General features: G+C 74.1%; 16 protein-coding genes. 9 read left to right on the plus strand and 7 right to left on the minus strand.

Going from position 1 to position 16,552, the window contains the following annotated elements; all coding sequences use genetic code 11:
* Positions 1-52: 52 nt before the first annotated feature.
* The 3 genes from ABZ945_RS08025 to ABZ945_RS08035 form a co-directional block, all read right to left on the minus strand.
* Positions 53-358: a small hydrophobic protein gene (locus ABZ945_RS08025; RefSeq protein ID WP_361265704.1), complete on the minus strand. Its 306-nt coding sequence runs from the start codon at positions 356-358 to the stop codon at positions 53-55.
* 20 nt (positions 359-378) lie between these two features.
* Positions 379-852, minus strand: coding sequence for a peptidase inhibitor family I36 protein (locus ABZ945_RS08030; RefSeq protein ID WP_361265707.1), 474 nt, complete (start codon positions 850-852; stop codon positions 379-381).
* A 417-nt stretch (positions 853-1,269) separates the two neighbouring features.
* Positions 1,270-2,880: an MFS transporter gene (locus tag ABZ945_RS08035; RefSeq protein ID WP_361265710.1), complete on the minus strand. Its 1,611-nt coding sequence runs from the start codon at positions 2,878-2,880 to the stop codon at positions 1,270-1,272.
* Between the two features lie 269 nt (positions 2,881-3,149).
* On the opposite strand from ABZ945_RS08035, the gene ABZ945_RS08040 reads away from it, so the two are divergent.
* The 7 genes from ABZ945_RS08040 to ABZ945_RS08070 all read left to right on the plus strand — a co-directional run bounded on the left by ABZ945_RS08040 (position 3,150) and on the right by ABZ945_RS08070 (position 11,436).
* Entirely contained in the window at positions 3,150-3,896 is a 747-nt protein-coding gene (locus ABZ945_RS08040) for a TetR/AcrR family transcriptional regulator (RefSeq protein WP_361266007.1), read from the plus strand.
* Between the two features lie 181 nt (positions 3,897-4,077).
* Positions 4,078-5,322, plus strand: coding sequence for an alpha/beta hydrolase (locus tag ABZ945_RS08045; protein ID WP_361265713.1), 1,245 nt, complete (start codon positions 4,078-4,080; stop codon positions 5,320-5,322).
* Between the two features lie 83 nt (positions 5,323-5,405).
* Positions 5,406-6,299 carry a DUF4429 domain-containing protein gene (locus ABZ945_RS08050; protein ID WP_361265716.1) on the plus strand — a complete coding sequence of 298 codons (894 nt, stop codon included), beginning with the start codon at positions 5,406-5,408 and terminating at the stop codon, positions 6,297-6,299.
* Positions 6,300-6,705: 406 nt separating this feature from the next.
* The gene (locus ABZ945_RS08055; protein WP_361265719.1) at positions 6,706-8,091 is read left to right on the plus strand and encodes a sensor histidine kinase; all 1,386 of its coding nucleotides are present in this window, start codon (positions 6,706-6,708) and stop codon (positions 8,089-8,091) included.
* A complete protein-coding gene (locus ABZ945_RS08060) occupies positions 8,088-8,765 on the plus strand; it encodes a response regulator transcription factor (protein WP_361265722.1) in 678 nt (225 codons plus the stop codon). The genes ABZ945_RS08055 and ABZ945_RS08060 overlap by 4 nt, the downstream gene beginning before the upstream one ends.
* Positions 8,766-9,058: 293 nt before the next feature.
* A complete protein-coding gene (locus ABZ945_RS08065) occupies positions 9,059-10,234 on the plus strand; it encodes an alpha/beta hydrolase (protein WP_361265725.1) in 1,176 nt (391 codons plus the stop codon).
* Positions 10,231-11,436: an acyltransferase gene (locus tag ABZ945_RS08070; protein WP_361265728.1), complete on the plus strand. Its 1,206-nt coding sequence runs from the start codon at positions 10,231-10,233 to the stop codon at positions 11,434-11,436. The genes ABZ945_RS08065 and ABZ945_RS08070 overlap by 4 nt, the downstream gene beginning before the upstream one ends.
* Positions 11,437-11,475: 39 nt before the next feature.
* Here the strand turns inward: ABZ945_RS08070 and ABZ945_RS08075 are convergent, their stop codons facing one another.
* Together ABZ945_RS08075 and ABZ945_RS08080 are read right to left on the minus strand one after the other, a co-directional pair.
* Entirely contained in the window at positions 11,476-12,495 is a 1,020-nt protein-coding gene (locus ABZ945_RS08075) for an aldo/keto reductase (RefSeq protein WP_361265731.1), read from the minus strand.
* A 44-nt stretch (positions 12,496-12,539) separates the two neighbouring features.
* Positions 12,540-13,007, minus strand: a complete 468-nt coding sequence (locus ABZ945_RS08080) for a MerR family transcriptional regulator (RefSeq protein ID WP_248632235.1) — start codon at positions 13,005-13,007, stop codon at positions 12,540-12,542.
* Between the two features lie 88 nt (positions 13,008-13,095).
* Here ABZ945_RS08080 and ABZ945_RS08085 point away from each other — a divergent pair, with 88 nt between their 5' ends.
* Both ABZ945_RS08085 and ABZ945_RS08090 read left to right on the plus strand, forming a co-directional pair.
* On the plus strand, positions 13,096-13,947 hold the full coding sequence (locus tag ABZ945_RS08085) for a serine hydrolase domain-containing protein (protein ID WP_361265735.1): 852 nt from the start codon (positions 13,096-13,098) through the stop codon (positions 13,945-13,947).
* A gap of 40 nt (positions 13,948-13,987) precedes the next feature.
* A complete protein-coding gene (locus tag ABZ945_RS08090) occupies positions 13,988-14,569 on the plus strand; it encodes an SMI1/KNR4 family protein (RefSeq protein WP_361265738.1) in 582 nt (193 codons plus the stop codon).
* Positions 14,570-14,596: 27 nt separating this feature from the next.
* Here ABZ945_RS08090 and ABZ945_RS08095 read toward each other — a convergent pair whose 3' ends face one another.
* A complete protein-coding gene (locus ABZ945_RS08095) occupies positions 14,597-15,514 on the minus strand; it encodes a serine hydrolase (RefSeq protein ID WP_361265741.1) in 918 nt (305 codons plus the stop codon).
* Positions 15,511-16,443 (minus strand): LysR family transcriptional regulator, encoded by a 933-nt coding sequence (locus tag ABZ945_RS08100; protein ID WP_361265744.1) that lies wholly within the window; start codon positions 16,441-16,443, stop codon positions 15,511-15,513. Before ABZ945_RS08100 ends, ABZ945_RS08095 begins: the two co-directional genes overlap by 4 nt.
* Positions 16,444-16,552 lie beyond the last annotated feature (109 nt).

The raw sequence follows: 16,552 nt of genomic DNA on the forward strand, positions 1-16,552 counted from the left end.
CGGAAGTCGGCACCGGTTGTCCGGCGCGGACTACTACACAGAGGGCCGTCCGTTACAGTCCGCCGCCCAGGGTGGCGCCACCGGTCAGGGATATCAGGGCCATGACGGTGACGATCACCCCGAGGACGAAGGCGACCAGCGCCGGGAGGTTGTCGTTCGCCCAGCGCCGACCCATGCCGAGCCAGCCGCACACGACCGCCACCGGGCCGAGGATGATCCCCAGCACGAAGAACCCGGCGATCGCGCAGACCAGCCCGACGATTCCGAGCGTCGCGCGATCCGGCCCACTCCGCGACCTTGTGCGGCCGCGTGAGCGGGGGCTCCTGCGCGAACGGGAGACGGACCCGAAACCGTTCATGACGCCCGGGTGCCCGCCCCTCAGGACTCCCACACCTTGAAGGCCCGCACCTGATACGGAGATTGGGGAACCCATGTGCCACCCCCGGGATAGGTCTCGAACTCGCCGGTCTCGGCGCACTCGGCGGACTGATAGGTGGTGACGGGCCGTCCGGTGCGGTTGGCGAGCGACGCGGTGGTGGTGGCCGCCGGGACCGGGACGCAGCTTTCGACGTCGACCGTGCTCAGTTCATGGGTCTGCCGGGCGCCCCGGAAGTCCTCCTTGGGCCAGAGGCACAACTGCCCCGGGGCGCAGGCTCCGAGGCGGAGCTGACCGCCGGCCGCCGCGGTGCGGGAGGCGGGCTTCTCCGGGGGCACCGTCCGGACGGTGGAGGTGGTCGCCGTGCCGGCCGTCGTGGCCGGGCCCTGGGCGGTGGTGGCTGGGGCGGCCGCCACGGCGGCGGTCGCGGTCAGGGTGACGGCCGCGGCGGTGAGGAGCAGAGTCGTGGAACGCATGGTGGACCCCCGTGTGTCGGTGCGCGGGCCGGGTCGGGCCCGCGGCGCGGATGTGCGTAGGACACGTGGGCCGGCGGGAAGTGGCACAGGAGCGGTGGAGTCGTCCGCGTACAGCGGGAGGCTGTGAGGCGTACGGGCGAGGCGGGGACCGCCGAGGCGGGCCCTCGCGATGCTTGGCTAGGCCGGTCACGTACGGCAATCGTGACACTCCGTGACGGAGGAGCGGAAGCCCTGTCCGTCCGGTCCATCCTTAAGAGTGACGGAGAGTAATCAGCCTGACGGCTGCCATACGGAAGAGAAGACCGGCACACAACGACGGAAAGGCCCCGCGCTCGCCGGGAATCAGGACGGATTCCCGGGAGTCGCGGGGCCGGCCCGAAGGCGGACGCCCCAGCCCGCAGGCGGGTCGGAGGCGGGTCAGATGTGGGCACCGCCCGCCGCGGCGTCGGCGTTGGCGCCGCGCTTGGTGAGCACCGCGACCGCGGCGGCGACCACGGCGACCACTCCGGCGACCGTGAACGCCATGGCCATACCCGACATGAAGGTGTCGTGGATGACGTCACCGATCTTGGCGGAGAGCTCGGGGGTCATCCCCGGGGCCTTGGCCAGTTCCTGCGGGACCATGCCGAACTCGGCCGCCTGCTCCAGCCGCGGGTCCGCCGGGCCCGGGATGCCCGCGTCCTTCCAGTTGCCGGCGAAGTCGGCGCTCACCTTGGAGGCCATGACCGAGCCGAGCACCGCCGTGCCGAGCGCGCCGCCGACCTGCATGGCGGCCTGCTGGAGCCCGCCGGCCACACCGGACAGCTCCAGCGGGGCGTTGCCCACGATGACCTCGGTGGCGCCCACCATCACCGGCGCCAGACCGAGGCCCAGCAGGGCGAACCAGAGGGACATGGTGAAGGTGCCGGTGCCGGGGGCCAGGCTGATCATGCCGAACATCGCGGTGGCGGTGCAGACCATGCCGCCCACCAGCGGCACCCTGGGCCCGAACTTGGTGATCAACGCGCCCGCCAGCGGCGAGGAGACGATCATCATGGCGGTCAGCGGCAGCAGGTGCAGTCCGCTGTCGATCGGGCTCAGGCCCTTGACGCCCTGGAGGTAGAAGGTCACGAAGAACAGCCCGCCCATGAAGGCGAAGGCCATCAGCAGCATCAGCACCACACCCGCCGACAGCGGGATGGAGCGGAACATCGCCAGCGGGATGAGCGGTTCCTTGACCTTGGTCTCCCAGACCGCGAACAGCACGAACAGGGCGACGGAGCCCAGCAGGCACAGCCAGGTGTTGGCACTGCCCCAGCCCCAGCTCTCACCGGCCTTGATCAGGCCCCAGACCAGCGCCGCCATCGCCGCGGAGAGCAGCAGGATGCCGGGGATGTCGAAGGAGCGCGGGGCATTCGCCGCGCGGTGGTCCTTGAGGATCACCAGGCCGAGGACGAGCGCGAGGACCCCGACCGGGACGTTGATGAAGAAGACCGACTGCCAGCTGACCCGCTCGACCAGCACACCGCCGAGGATCGGGCCGCCGGCCGTCGAGGCGCCGATGACCATGCCCCAGATGCCGATCGCCATGTTCAGCTTCTCGGCCGGGAAGGTGGCGCGCAGCAGTCCGAGGGCGGCCGGCATGAGCAGCGCGCCGAAGAGGCCCTGGAGCACGCGGAACGCCACGACCAGGCCGATGGTGCTGGAGAACCCGATGGCGGCGGAGGCGGCGGCGAAGCCGGTGATGCCGATCAGGAAGGTCTGCCGGTGGCCGAAGCGGTCACCGAGCTTGCCGGCCGTGATCAGCGCGACGGCCAGGGCGAGCAGATAGCCGTTGGTGATCCACTGGACGTCGGAGAGGCTGGCGCCCAGGTCCGCCTGGATGGCGGGGTTGGCTATGGCGACGATGGTGCCGTCCAGCGCCACCATCATCACGCCGACGGCCACGGCGAACAGCGTCAGCCAGGGGTGTCCGCGCAGTCCCTTGACCCCGGGAACCGGCGGTTCCTGCCCCTGCGGCCGCTTATCGATCGTGGTCTGACTAGTCATACTGAAGAGACTAATGTCAGCCACTGACAATTGACAAAGCCTTTGAGTCGCCGGTAACTGTCACGTGACCGTGCGCCACCCCGAGCGCATGCGCGGGACGGATGGAAGAGGATGTATTCGTGACGGTTGGGCAGTCGGCTCCAAGCCCGGTCCCCGCGGCACCGGTCACCCCGGCGACCACTCCGGTGACCAGCCCGGTGACCCCTTCGGCGAGCACTCCGCCCGAGCAGCCGGAGCAGCCGGAACGGAATTCGGCCGGTCCGGGGGACATGGGCGCGGACGCCTCGGAGGCTGCCCCGGCGGGGCTGCGGGAACGCAAGAAGCAGCGGACCCGCGGAACGCTCCTGCGCACCGCGGTCGAGCTGTTCACCACCCGCGGCTACGACGAGACCACCATCGACGACATCGCCCGGGTGGTCGACGTCTCCCAGCGCACCTTCTTCCGCCACTTCGCCAGCAAGGAGGAGGTGGTCTTCGAGGTGCAGCGGACGGTGGAGGCGCACTTCCAGGAGGCGCTGCGGGACCGCCCGGCGCACGAGCCGCCGCTGGACGCCCTGCGGAACGCCGTACTGCGCGCCTGGGACACCCTCAGCGAGGCGATCAGCGAGGTGATGCCCGTCGAGCTCTATCTGCGCACCTTCCAGGTGATCGAGTCCACGCCCACCCTGCTCGCCGCGCATCTGCGCCGCTGTATGGAGATGGACGAGAAGATCGCCCGGCTGATCGCGGACCGGGAGGGCCTCGACGTGGACACCGACCCGCGCCCGCGGGTGGCGGTCGCCGCCTTCAGCGGCGTCATGCGGATCACCGGGCAGCTGTGGGTGCGCGGCGAGGACCGGTCCATGGCGGGGATGCGGAACATCACCGAGGCCTATCTCGACCGGCTCGGACCGGCCCTCTCGACGGACTGGCGGAAGTCGGCCACCGATCGACCCGGCGGCGCGGCCGGCGGCCAACCCGGCGACTCGGCCACCGGTCGACCCGAGGGCTCAGCCGACGGCCGACCCGGCGACTGAGATCCCGACCCCGCGGCGCCCATCCTGGACCCGCTCCCCTCCAGGCGCCCTCCCAGGACCCGCTCCCCTATACACGCTCCGCGCACGAATCGGCACGCCCTTCCCCGCATTCCCCCGCTTACGCGTGAGGTCGGTCACGCTCTTCGCGGTAGCCGGGGCGGGTCTCCTAGGGTGTCCCGCAGTGACTTCCTTCGACACCGCTCCGATCCCGCACGCCCTGTGGCGCGTACTGCTCGCGCTGGTCGTGGTCCTCGTGCTCCTCATGACCACCGGCTGGACGGCGGTCCGCCTCGGCGGAGAGGCGCAGGAGCCCCGGGAGGCCGCGCTGGCCGCCTGGCGGCACGACCGGATCGGGCTGCGGCCGCTGCCGGACCCCTCGGAGCGGCCGGCCGCGATCTCCGCCTTCTTCGGCTCCCTGAACGGCAAGGAGCGGGGCAGGCTGGCCGTCAAGCACCCGTTCGTCGTCGGCAACCTCGACGGCGCCCCGATCGACCTGCGCTACCGGGCCAACCGGATCGCCCTGCGCGGCGCGTTGGACGCCGAGCGGGACCGGGTCGCCGACCGGCGGCTGTCGGAGGACGGGCACCGGGATGCGGTACGGCGTACCCACCGGTTCGAGGCGCTGCTCGGCAAGGACCGCCGGATCCTGGCCTTCGACCCGACCGGACGGGGCCGGGTCGCCGAGGTCTTCGGCGACCTCCGCCGGGCCGAGCGGGTGTCGGTGGTGGTGCCCGGCGTGGACACCAATCTGCTCACCTTCCAGAAGACGAGCCTGAAGTACACGGCGCCGGTCGGCATGGCCCGTTCGCTGTACCAGGCGGAGCGTGAGACCTCCCCCACCACCCGTACCGCCGTCATCGCCTGGGCCGACTACGCCTCCCCGGCCGGTGTCGGGATGGACGCGGCCACCGGGCGGCTCGCCGCGACCGGGGCCGATCGGCTCGCCACTCTTACGGAGGGCCTGCCCGGAAAGTCCAAGGTCGCCCTGTTCTGCCACAGTTACGGCTCCGTGGTCTGCGGGGTCGCCGCACGCCGGCTGCCCGACCGGGTCACCGACATCGCGGTGGCGGGCAGCCCCGGGATGCGGGCGGACAACGTCGCCGGACTCGGCACCCGGGCCCGGGTGTGGGCCGCCCGGGACGCCGACGACTGGATCGCGGACGTGCCATATCTGGAGGTCGGCGGCCTCGGCCACGGGGCGGACCCGGTGGAGCCGGAGTTCGGCGCGCGGCTGGTCTCCTCGACCGACGCGGCAGGGCACGCCGGGTACTTCGTCCCGGGAACGGACAGTCTGCGCAACTTCGCCGGGATAGGCGTCGGAGCGTACGGACAGGTCCGCTGCGCCCCAGGTGAGGGGTCCTGCCGCGACGATCTTCCGCTCTCCGATCCCCTCCACGAGGGATCTTCCGGCACAGTCGAGACCTGACGCGCGTAGAGCGTCGCGAAAGTGCCGAAGCTCGCAGGACTTCGGTGGCGACGCGCGGGCCCCCGCCGCATACGATGGGGCACATGGGTGATGTGCTGGCCGGAATTCATGCCACCTGGGAGTTCGAAACCGACGCCGTGCTCATCCGCTTCGAACGGGGGATCCGCGCGCCCAGGCTGTATCAGGCGCTGCGCGAACGGTCCGTCCCCTACGAGGCGTTGGCGTCCGTGACCCTCTCCCCGGGCAAACGCGGCACGGTGGTGCTGCACGCGGTGCCGAGACCGGGTGCCGACCCGCTGATGGAGGCGGCCGCGGGGCAGCTGAAGGAGAGCTCCGACCCGTACCGGCTGGTCCTGCCGCAGGAGCAGGAGACCCTCGCCGAGTACTACGCCGACGAGTTGCGCGGGCGGGTGGAGAAGGCCCGGACCGCCGGCCCCGGCCTGGTCGGGGACGGCGAGCGGCCGGAGCGCTTCCTGGTCACCGCCCCGAAGCCCCCGTTGCAGTTCAAGGCGTACGACGGGAAGGCCGTGTTCGACGGCGACCAGGTGGCGTTCCGCTGGTTCTGGACCGGTGCCTCCTCGGAGAAGTGGAAGGCGGGCGACCAGCTCTTTCCGGTCAGCGAGCTGGCCGGGGTGGAGTGGAGTTCGCCCGACCTGTTCAACGGCCATCTGCGGCTGCTGCGGCGCGGCGAGGAGCCGAGCGGGCGCGGCCCGGCGGAACAGGACCCGACGGCCGTGGTGTTCGGGCTGGGATACGGTCCGGTGCACGAATCGCTCCCGTTCGCGGCCGCGGTGCTCGCGGCGGTACGGGAAGGGGGCGGCGCCCCGGTCCCGGTGGCCGCCTCGGCCGCCTCGGCGGGCCGCGACCCGGCGGCGGTGGCCGAGCGGATACGTCACCTGGGCGAGCTGTACCAGGCCGGCCTGGTGACCGACGAGGAGTTCACCGCGAAGAAGGCCCAGCTGCTGGACGAGCTGTAGCCGGGCGGCCGGATGCCGGAATTCCGACCATCCGGGCAGTGGGGGAAGCCGGATCCGGGCGGGCCGGGTAGCCCCGGAAGCCGGGTCCGGGCAGCCGGGTGGCCGATAGCCGGCCATCCAGGCGGCCCTCAAGGGAAGCCGGGCCCGGGCAGCCGGGACAAGTCGAGCGGCCGGGCGGCCCTCAAGGGCAACCAGGTAGCCGGAGACGCCGGGCCCGGGCCGCCGAAGCAGGCGGGCCGCCGAGGCGGGCTGGCAACCAGGTAGCCGGGGCGGCTGGACCGGAGACGACCAGGGGGTCATACCCCGGTACGACATGGCGCCCGGGACCTCGGTATGAGCCGGTCCGCCGGGCCGGGCCCGAGGGGCGACGCGGGGGTGGCGGCCGACTGCCTACGCTGGCCGCACCATGACCACTTCCACCGGCTCCCCCGGTCCGCGGACCGGCCATCAGCGCCCCGCCCCCGCGCCCGGCTCCTCCCCTCCCCGCGCCCTGCACCATGCGCTGCGCGTCCAGGTGGCGGCCCTCTGCCGCTCACTGGCGACCCCGACCGACCCCGGCCGCCCCCTCTTCGGGGACGCCCCCGGCCCATGGCGCCGCTGGGTCCCGTACGCCCTGGCCCTGGCGGCCGTCTGCTCGCTGCTGCCCGTCACGATCGTGATGCTGATGGAGGACTACGGGGTGGGCGGCGGGGTGGCCGGGGCGCTGGCCACCGCCCAGGCCGCCCCGCTGCTGCTGGCGGTCACCCGGCCGCTCCAGGCCTGGTGGATCGTCGCGCTGGCGGATGTGCTGGGCGCGGTGGCCTCGTGGGAGGCGTCCGCGCCCGGCGGGCCGGTCTGGCCGTGGACCCCACCGGTCGTGGTCGGCTATCTGGTGCTCATGGTCGCCGTGGGCCTGCGCGAACCGCCCCGGACGCTGGTCGCCGTCTGGCTGGCGACCGGTGCCGCGGGGCTGGCCTTCACCCTGGTGCCGGCGGACACCGACCTCGGGGTGACGGTGCTGCTCTTCGTCCTGACCGGTGTGGTGCTGCTGGTCATCGGATCGCTACGGGAGCGGGGCGAGGCCCGGCGGCGGCTGGCCGAGCAGGAGGACATCAGCGAGGGCGAGCGCGCCCGGCGCACCCTGCTGGAGGAACGGGCCCGGATCGCCCGGGAGTTGCACGACGTGGTGGCGCACCATATGTCGGTGATCACCGTGCAGGCGGAGTCCGCGCCCTACCGGATCACCGGCCTGCCGGACGCGGCCCGCGAGGAGTTCACCGCCATCGCCAGCTCGGCCCGGGAGTCGCTGACCGAGATGCGGCGGCTGCTGGCGGTGCTCCGCAGCGAGGGCACCGAGGGTGAACGGGCCCCGCAGCCGGGCCTGGACCGGGTGCAGCAGCTGGTGGAGGCGACGGTACGGGCGGGGGTGCCCGCCGAGTTGTCGCTGCCCGCGGACCTGGGCGCCGTCCCCCAGGCGGTGGACGTGTCCGCGTACCGGATCGTGCAGGAGGCCCTGGCCAATGTGGTGCGGCACGCGCCCGGCGCGCCGACCCGGGTGTCGGTGACGGTGTCCGCGAGCGGCCGCTGGCTGACCGTACTGATCGTCAACGGGGCGGTGGACGGGGCCACTTCGCCGCTGGAGAGCTCGGGTACGGGGCACGGGCTGGTCGGGATGCGGGAGCGCGTACGGTTGACCGGCGGCACCCTGGACGCCGGCCCGCTGCCGGACGGCGGCTTCCGGGTGGCGGCCCGGATGCCGCTGCGGGATGCCGAGACACCGGAAACACCAGAGACACCCGAGGACCCCGAGTGACCATCCGCGTGATCATCGTCGACGACCAGGCCATGGTGCGGGCGGGGTTCGCCGCGCTGCTGGCGGCGCAGCCGGACGTCGACGTGGTCGGCGAGGCCCCGGACGGCCGGGCGGGCGTGGCGGTGGCCCGCTCCACCCACCCGGACGTGGTGCTGATGGACGTACGCATGCCGGAGATGGACGGGCTGGCGGCGGCCCGCGAGATCCTGTCGCCGCCGCCCGGGGTCGTCCACCGGCCCAAGGTGCTGATGCTCACCACCTTCGACGTGGACGACTACGTCTACGAGGCGCTGCGCGCGGGCGCGTCCGGGTTCCTGCTGAAGGACGCCCCGCCCGCCGACCTGATCGCGGCGGTACGGATCGTCGCGGGCGGTGAGGCGCTGCTCGCGCCCTCGGTGACGCGGCGGCTGATCGCCGACTTCGCCGCCTCCCGCCCGGCCCCGCGCCGGGACCGCTCGCTGCGGCTGAACGGGCTGACACCCCGTGAGACGGAGGTCCTGGAGCTGATCGCCCGGGGCCTGTCCAACCAGGAGATCGCCGGCCGGCTGGTGCTGGCCGAGCAGACGGTGAAGACCCATATCGGCCGGGTGCTGGCCAAGTTGGACCTGCGCGACCGGGCGCAGGCGGTGGTCTTCGCGTACGAGTCGGGGCTGGTCACCCCGGGCGAGGCGTAGCCGAAGCCCCGGGGACACCGGGCGAGGCGTAGCCGGAATCCCGAGTCCCCCGGGCGAGGCGTAGCCGGAATCCCGAGTCCCCCGGGCGAGGCGTAGCCGAAACCCCGGGGACACCGGGCGAGGCCCGGCAGGAACGACTCCCCCACCCCCTACCCCGGTAGCACCCCCCGGTTGGCTCCCCGGGGTGACGTGCCGTCAGCGGCCGTCTTCCTATCTTCCTCCCGCCGCACCGCACGGGGCGGCCGACTCCGACGAGTCGGATGAGCCGGACGAGGAAGTGGGGGGCTGCCGTCATGCGCCGATCCGCGCACACACGGTCAACGAGGTTCCGGGGGCTGCGCCGGGCGCTGGTCAGCGCCGCCGTGATGGCGGGCGTGGTCGCGGGCACCGCCGGCTGGGCGGCCGGGGACGCCCAGGTCGCCGTCACCGGGCCGCCGCCGGGCACCGCGGCCTGGCGGGCCGACGCCTCGTTCGGCCGGCCGCTGCCCGACCCGGCCACCGCCTCCCCGCGCGAGGTCGCCGCCTTCTTCGCCCGGCTGGACGCCTCCGAGCGGACCGCGCTGGCCCGGCGCCACCCGTCCGTGGTCGGCAACCTGGACGGCGCGCCCCTGGCCCTGCGCTACCAGGCCAACGCGCTGGCGGTGCGGCGCGACGGGCGGTTCGGGCGGCTCACCGGGCGGCACATCCTGGCCTTCGACCCGCGCGGCCGGGGCCAGGTCGCCGAGGTCTTCGGGGACCTGGCGGCGAGCGACAGCGTCGCGGTGATCACGCCCGGCTCGGACATCGACGCCGCCACCTACGACCGGCGCTCCGACCCGTACGGCACCCCGGTCGGGATGGCGCGCGAGCTGCGGGCGGCCACCGGCGGGCGGACCGCGGTGATCGCCTGGGCCGGTTACACCACCCCGGTCGGGGTCGGCGTGGACGCGGCGACCGGGCGGCTGGCGGAGGCCGGGGCGGAGCGGCTGGTCCGGTTCACCGAGGGGCTGGCGGCGGTGGGGCTGCCCGCGCCGGCGGTGTTCTGCCACAGCTACGGCTCCGTGGTGTGCGGGCTGGCCGCGCCCCGGCTGGCCGCCCGGGACCTGGTGGTGCTGGGCTCGCCCGGGATGCGCGCGGACAGCGCGGCCGAGCTGCGCACCGGGGCCCGGGTGTGGGCGGCCAAGGATCCGGACGACTGGATCGGCAACGTACCCAACGTCGAGCTGTTCGGGCTCGGCCATGGCACCGACCCGGCCTCCCCCGGCTTCGGCGCCCGCCCGGTGCCGGTCTCCGGGGCCCATGGCCACACCGGCTACTTCGCCCCGGGCACCGCCTCACTGCGCGCCTTCGCGGCCATCGCCGGCGGGACCGCGGACGAAACCACGGAGGAAGCCACGACCGCCGACGGCACCGCGGCCACCGCCGACGGCACCGCGGCCACCGGCACCGGCACCGGCACCGGCACCGGCACCGAGGGGGGCCTGCGATGAACGCCCTCCGCACAGCCGCCGGGTCCATCGAGGCCCGCACCCCCGCCCACCGGGACCGGGCGATCGACGGGCTGCGCGCGCTGGCGCTGCTGGCGGTGCCGCTGGGGCACTGGATGCTCGGCGGCTTCACCCTGGACGCCGACGACGGCGGGCTGCACAACGCCAGTCCGCTGACCGCCTTCGGGTTCTTCGCCCCAGTGAGCTGGGTGCTCCAGATGCTGGGGATCTTCTTCCTGGTCGGCGGCTACGCCTCGGTCCTCTCCTACCGGCGGCGCACCGGCTCCACCGCCGGCTGGCTGCGGGGCCGGGTGGCCCGGCTGGGGCGGCCGGTGCTGGGGGTGACCGCCGTCTGGGCGGTGCTGCTGCCCGTACTGGGCTACGGGTTCGGGGTGCCCGAGGACACCCTGCGCACCGCGACGACGCTGGTCGTCCAGCCGCTCTGGTTCGTCGGCGTCTACACGGTCGTCACGGCACTCACCCCGTACTGCGAGCGGGCGGCCCGGCGGCTGGGGGTGTGGGCGGCGGTGCCGCTGCTCGGCACGGTCGCGGTGGTGGACGCGCTGCGCTACGGCCCGTACGCGGAGGCGGTGCCGTCCTGGCTGAGCCTGCTGAACATCCTGCCCGGCTGGCTGTTCGCCTACCAGCTCGGCGCCGCCTGGGCGGTGGGCCGGCTGGGGCGGCGGGAGGCGTGGTGGCTGCTGGCCGGGGGTGCGGCCCTGTTCGCCGCGCTGCTGCTGGTCTTCGGCTACCCGGCGTCGATGGTGGGGGTGCCGGGCGAGGCCCGCACCAACAGCCATCCGCCCTCGCTGCTGGTGCTGGCCCTGGCGGCCGCGCAGAGCGGGGCGGCGGTGCTGCTGCACGGCCGGCTGAACCGGCTGCTGCGGCGGCCCGCCCTCTGGGCGCCGGTCGTGCTGGTCAACCTCTCCGCGATGACCATCCTGTGCTGGCACCAGACGGCGATGCTGGCCGCCGCCGTACCGGCCGCCGGACTGCTCGGCGCGGTCCCCGGGCTGACCACCGCCCCCGACACCCTCGTCTGGATCGCGGCCCGGCTGGCCTGGCTGCCGTTCTTCGCCGGACTGCTGGTGCTGGTCGGCCGGTACGCCCGGCGGCTGGAGGCCCCGTGGACCGGGAGCGGTCCGGCCCGCCGCACGGCGGCGGCGCTGCTGGCGGCGGGCTTCGCGGCGTACGTCTTCGGATGACCGCCTGAAATGACGACCGCCCCGACAATCGGCAGGTGGTCAGCCCTCGCGGGCGGCCGAGGTGGAGGACATGTCCGGGTAGCGGTCGCCGGCGACCTGGCCGGCGATCGGCTCCAGCTCGGCCAGTTCCGCCTCGGTGAGGGTGATCCGGGTGGCGCCGGCGTTCTCCAGCAGCCGGGAGCGCTTGCGGGTGCCGGGGATGGGCACCACGGTCAGCCCGTGCACCCGGGCGCGCTGCTGCACCCAGGCCAGCGCGATCTGCGCGGGGGTGGCCCCGTGCGCGGCGGCGATGGTGCGCAGCGGCTCCAGCAGGGCCGCGTTGGCCTTGGCGTTGTCGCCGGTGAAGCGCGGCTGGTGGCGGCGGAAGTCACCGGCCGAGAGGTCGGTCTCGGCGTTGGCGAACGCCCCGGTGAGGAAGCCGCGGCCGAGCGGGGAGTACGGCACGAAGGCCACGCCCAGCTCGGCGGCGGCGCCGACCGCGCTGCGCTCCACGTCCCGGGAGAACACCGACCACTCGGACTGCAGGGCGGTGATCGGGTGCACGGAGTGCGCCTCGCGCAGCTCGGCCCCGGTCACCTCGCTCAGGCCCAGGAAGCGGACCTTGCCCTGCTGGACCAGTTCACCCATCGCGCCCACCGACTCGGCGAGCGGCACGGCCGGGTCGCGGCGGTGCATGTAGTAGAGGTCGAGGTGGTCGGTGCCCAGCCGGCGCAGGCTCGCCTCGACGGCGCTACGGATGTAGGCGGGGTCGTTGCGGACGACCCGCTGGTCGAGGTCGTCGCGCTGGATGGCGAACTTGGAGGCGAGGGTGATCTCGTCCCGGTGGGCGGCGACGAACGGGGCGAGGAACTCCTCGTTGGCACCCCGCCCGTAGATGTCGGCGGTGTCGATGAGGGTGACGCCCGCCTCCAGCGCGGCGTCCAGGGTGTCCCGGGCCGCGGCCTCGTCGGTGTCCCCGTAGAACTCGCTGATGCCCATCGCGCCGAAGCCCTGGACGCCCACCTGGGGGCCGTGGGTGCCGAGGCGTACGGTCGCGATCTTCTCGGTGCCGGTGCTCATGTCGTACGTGTTCCTCTCGGGTGGTCCGTGCCTCCGGGCAGCCGTCAGTCCGCCGCGGGCGGCCGGGAGCCGTAGAAGCCGATCTTGTGGTCGAGTACGGCGAGGGTGCCGTTCAGCTCGGCGATCCGGGCCAGCACGTCCCGCCGGGTGGTCTCCAGCAGCTCGCGCCGCTCCTCGAAGGTGGACTCCCCGGCGCGGACCAGTTCCGCGTAGCGGACCATGGCGGCCACCGGCATCCCGGTGAGCCGCAGCTTGCCGACGAAGACCAGCCAGTCCAGGTCGCGGTTGGTGAACCGGCGCTGCCCGGTGTGCGAGCGGTCCACGTGCGGCATCAGCCCGATCCGCTCGTACCAGCGCAGGGTGTGCGCACTCAGCCCGGTCCAGGCGGCGACCTCGCTGATGGTGTAGCGGTCCTGTCCGTCCGGGCGCGGATGGGCGGGCGGCGCCACGGTGCAGACGTCCACCGGGGTGGTCACGCCAGTGGCCACGGGAGTGCTCTGGATCACCGTCATGTCCTCCACGCTAGAACCTTGGAGTGCACTCCAAGCAAGCGCGGACCGGCCGCACGGCCGCATCGGGGCCGGGGATACGCTCGGACCCATGGGAAACCCGGGGAGCCTGCGAAGCCTGGCGACGATTCTGAACTGGCCGGTGCCGAACGCGGCGGCCGCCGTGGTGCGCGCGGACGGGACGGTGGCGGGCGCGCAGGGCCCGACCGGCCGGCCGTTCCCGCTGGCCTCGGTGACCAAGCCGCTCGCGGCGTACGCGGTGCTGGTGGCGTACGAGGAGGGGGCGGTCGAGCTGGACGAGCCGGCCGGGCCCGAGGGGTCCACGGTCCGCCATCTGCTCGCCCACACCTCCGGTCTGGCCTTCGACGAGCACCGGCGGCAGGCCGAGCCGGGCACCCGCCGGATCTACTCCAACGCCGGGTTCGAGGTGCTGGCCGACCATGTCGCCAAGGCGACGGACATCCCGTTCCCCGAGTATCTGCGGCAGGCCGTGCTGGAGCCGCTGGGCATGGGCTCCACCACCCTGGACGGCTCGGCCGCCAAGGACGCCGTCTCGACCGTGGACGACCTGGTCCGCTTCGCCGCCGAGGTGCAGTCCCCCCGGCTGCTCGACCCGCGCACGGCGCTGGCCGCGATGTCGGTGGAGTACCCGGGGCTGACCGGCATCCTGCCGGGCTACGGCCACCAGCGGCCGAACGACTGGGGCCTCGGCTTCGAGATCCGGGACGGCAAGTCCCCGCACTGGACGGGCTCGGCCTCCTCGCCCCGTACCTTCGGCCACTTCGGGCAGTCCGGCACCTTCCTGTGGATCGACCCGGACGCGGGCGCCGCCTGTGTGGCCCTCACCGACCGGGACTTCGGGCCCTGGGCAGTCGAGGCCTGGCCGGTGTTCACCGACGCGGTGCTGGCGGAGCTGCGCGAGGCGGCGCCCACCCTCTCGTAGCGGGGCGGGCGTTGTCAGTGGCCCGGTCTAGCCTTCAGGCATGATCGAGACGAACGCTTCCGACCGGGTCGAAGGCGACGGGGGCGGCGACCGGGCCTTCCCGGCCGCCCTGGCGGAGATCGCCCGGGTGGAGTTCCCCTGGTACGACGGTGAGGCGGACTCCGCCCTCGCCTCCGTGGACTTCGAGCCGTACGAGGGTTTCGACTCGGCCGAGGAGACCGCGGACTGGCTGCGCAGCTGGACGGGCAACCCGGAGGCGGACGCCGGGGCGTACCGGGTGTTCGGGCAGGACGGTACGGGCGGGCTGGCCGCCCTGTGGTGTGTGCGGCCGGGCCGGGGGCTCACCGAGCAGCCGGTGGTCTTCCTGGGCTCGGAGGGCGAGCGCGGGGTGGTGGCCGGCAGCCTCTCGGACTTCCTCTGGGTGCTGGCCGACGGCCATGGGCCCATGGAGATCGTGGAGTACGGGATCGGGGACGGGGGCGATGAGCGCCCGAACCCGGAGCTGGAGGCGATAGCCGGGCGGCACGCCACCACACCCCGGCGGCCCGCCCGCGAGATCGTCGCGGAGGCGAGGGCCGAGTTCCCCACGTTCGCCGAGGACCTGGACGCCCTCTGCCGCTGAGCACTGCCGCCGCCGATCGAACGGGGCTCAGCGCTGGCGCAGATGGTCCCGCAGGGTGCGGGCGGCGTGGGCCATCAGGGCTTCCGCACCGGGCTGGGCGCTGGCCGGGACGAAGGACTCGGTGAGGGCGGCCACGGCGAAGGCCTGGCCGTCGCCGTGCTCCACCACACCGACCTCATGGCGCAGGTTCAGCAGGGTGCCCGTCTTGGAGGACCAGGTCGTCGCGTCGGAGCTGAAGTCCGGGGCGAGCCGCTGACGGTTGAGGTTGTGCCGCATCAGCTCCCGTACCGTGCCCGCCACCTCGGGCGGGATGGCGGACGGCCGCCACAGGGCCTGGAGCAGGTCCGCCCAGGCGCGGGCGGTGCCACTGTTGGCCCGGGTGGTGTCCAGCTGCGGCAGCCGGTGGCCCCGGCCGCCGGCCGCCTCTCCGGTGCCGGCCCCGATGGCCAGCGCGTGCGCCAGATGCGCCTGCCCGCTGTCGAACCGCTCCTCGGGGGTGTCGGACAGCTCGCCGACCCGGTGCCGGACGGTGATCCCGGTCAGGCCCCACTCCCTGAGCCGGTCCGTCACCCGCTCCGGCGGGGTGAGGTCGAAGAGCGCGTCGGCCGCGGTGCTGTCGCTCAGGCAGAGGCTCAGATAGAGCAGGTCGTCCACGGCGACCCGGGCCGGGTGCCGGAAGCGGCTCAGCCCGGTGGGGCCCGGGGTGGTGATCCGGCCGGGCGCCACCTCGACCATCCGCGCCCCGTCCAGCTCGCCGCGCCGCACGCGTTCCGCGGTGGCGAGCGCCAGCGGCACCTTGACCAGCGAGGCGGACGGCAGCGGTACGTCCGGATCGAGGCCCACCTCCTCCCCGGTCCGCAGATCCCGTACGAGGAGGCAGCCGCGCAGTCCCCCGTCCCGCAACTGCTCACGCAGCGAGCGCAGCAGCGCCTCGGTACCGCTCATCCCCGTCCCTCTCCCCCTCCGGCCACCGCCGTGACAACGGCCTCCCTGTCCGCCTCCGTTCCCAGGACTCCCAGACAGCGGCCGATCTCGGTGCCCAGCCGGGAGAGCGGGGGCTCGGGTCCGCTCTCGGCCGCCACGCCCAGCAGATAACTCCGCACCGGGGTCGTCTCGCCCAACGGCCGCCAGTGCAGACCGAGCCGGTTCGCCTCGGCCGCCGAGCAGAGCAGCAGGTCGCCGGCGGCCAGGACCTCGGCGGCGGCCGCGGTCAGATCGGCGGCGACGGCGAGTTGACCCGGCCGCAGCCCGAGGGCGTCCCGCAGCCGGGTGAGCGGGTCGCGGAGGTGCGGCACATCGTCCTCCGGCTGGAGCCACACCCGCCGGGCCGGGCCCCTGGTGGTCCGCCCCAGGCGCAGGGTCTCCAGATGGATCCGGCGCACCCCGGGGTCCTGGGCGGTGGCGAGGCCGAGCGGCACCGACCAGACCGCCTCGTGCTCCGGGACGGCCAGCAGGGCGGCCCGCACCCGCCGGGCGAGCAGGAGTTCGGCGCGGCGGGCTGGGCGCTCGGGCCTGGGGTCCAGGTTCATCCCGAGGTCGCGGGCCCGCGCCACCAGCCGGGCCAGGCCGCCCGTGGTGCAGGTCTCCGGCACGGCCAGCCGCCACGGTCTGCGGCGGGCGGCCGCGGCCTCGTGCAGCAGCCCGTCCGCGTCCTCCACCAGCCGGCGCGCGTACGGCAGCATCTCGCGGCCGAAGGGGGTGAGCACCGCCCGCCGTACCGAGCGTTCGAACAGCGGCTCCCCGAGGTGCTGCTCCAGGGCGGCGACCCGGCGGCTGGCCACCGGCTGCGACACCCCGGCGGCCGCCGCCCCGCCGGTGAAGCCGCCGTGGTCGCTGACGGCGACGAAGGTACGACATGCCCCGACCAGATCCACCCGGCCACTCTATGCGGATCCCGCATGAAACCCCGCGCGGCGGTATTGGTGCCCGCGCTCCCCGGGCGGCGAGGGTGGCGGTGGGGCGGCCGGCCCGCCTCGGCCGCGG

The sequence above is a fragment of the Streptomyces sp. NPDC046887 genome (assembly GCF_040644755.1).
Classification (GTDB): domain Bacteria; phylum Actinomycetota; class Actinomycetes; order Streptomycetales; family Streptomycetaceae; genus Streptomyces; species Streptomyces lichenis.

Bases quoted from the DNA above. Each gene is read 5' to 3' on its own strand.
- ABZ945_RS08075 (WP_361265731.1), bottom strand. From the start codon at position 12,495: ATGAGCACCGGCACCGAGAAGATCGCGACCGTACGCCTCGGCACCCAC.
- ABZ945_RS08025 (WP_361265704.1), bottom strand. From the start codon at position 358: ATGAACGGTTTCGGGTCCGTCTCCCGTTCGCGCAGGAGCCCCCGCTCA.
- ABZ945_RS08080 (WP_248632235.1), bottom strand. From the start codon at position 13,007: ATGACGGTGATCCAGAGCACTCCCGTGGCCACTGGCGTGACCACCCCG.
- ABZ945_RS08085 (WP_361265735.1), top strand. From the start codon at position 13,096: ATGGGAAACCCGGGGAGCCTGCGAAGCCTGGCGACGATTCTGAACTGG.
- ABZ945_RS08065 (WP_361265725.1), top strand. From the start codon at position 9,059: ATGCGCCGATCCGCGCACACACGGTCAACGAGGTTCCGGGGGCTGCGC.
- ABZ945_RS08090 (WP_361265738.1), top strand. From the start codon at position 13,988: ATGATCGAGACGAACGCTTCCGACCGGGTCGAAGGCGACGGGGGCGGC.
- ABZ945_RS08095 (WP_361265741.1), bottom strand. From the start codon at position 15,514: ATGAGCGGTACCGAGGCGCTGCTGCGCTCGCTGCGTGAGCAGTTGCGG.
- ABZ945_RS08070 (WP_361265728.1), top strand. From the start codon at position 10,231: ATGAACGCCCTCCGCACAGCCGCCGGGTCCATCGAGGCCCGCACCCCC.
- ABZ945_RS08050 (WP_361265716.1), top strand. From the start codon at position 5,406: ATGGGTGATGTGCTGGCCGGAATTCATGCCACCTGGGAGTTCGAAACC.
- ABZ945_RS08030 (WP_361265707.1), bottom strand. From the start codon at position 852: ATGCGTTCCACGACTCTGCTCCTCACCGCCGCGGCCGTCACCCTGACC.
- ABZ945_RS08040 (WP_361266007.1), top strand. From the start codon at position 3,150: ATGGGCGCGGACGCCTCGGAGGCTGCCCCGGCGGGGCTGCGGGAACGC.
- ABZ945_RS08035 (WP_361265710.1), bottom strand. From the start codon at position 2,880: ATGACTAGTCAGACCACGATCGATAAGCGGCCGCAGGGGCAGGAACCG.
- ABZ945_RS08055 (WP_361265719.1), top strand. From the start codon at position 6,706: ATGACCACTTCCACCGGCTCCCCCGGTCCGCGGACCGGCCATCAGCGC.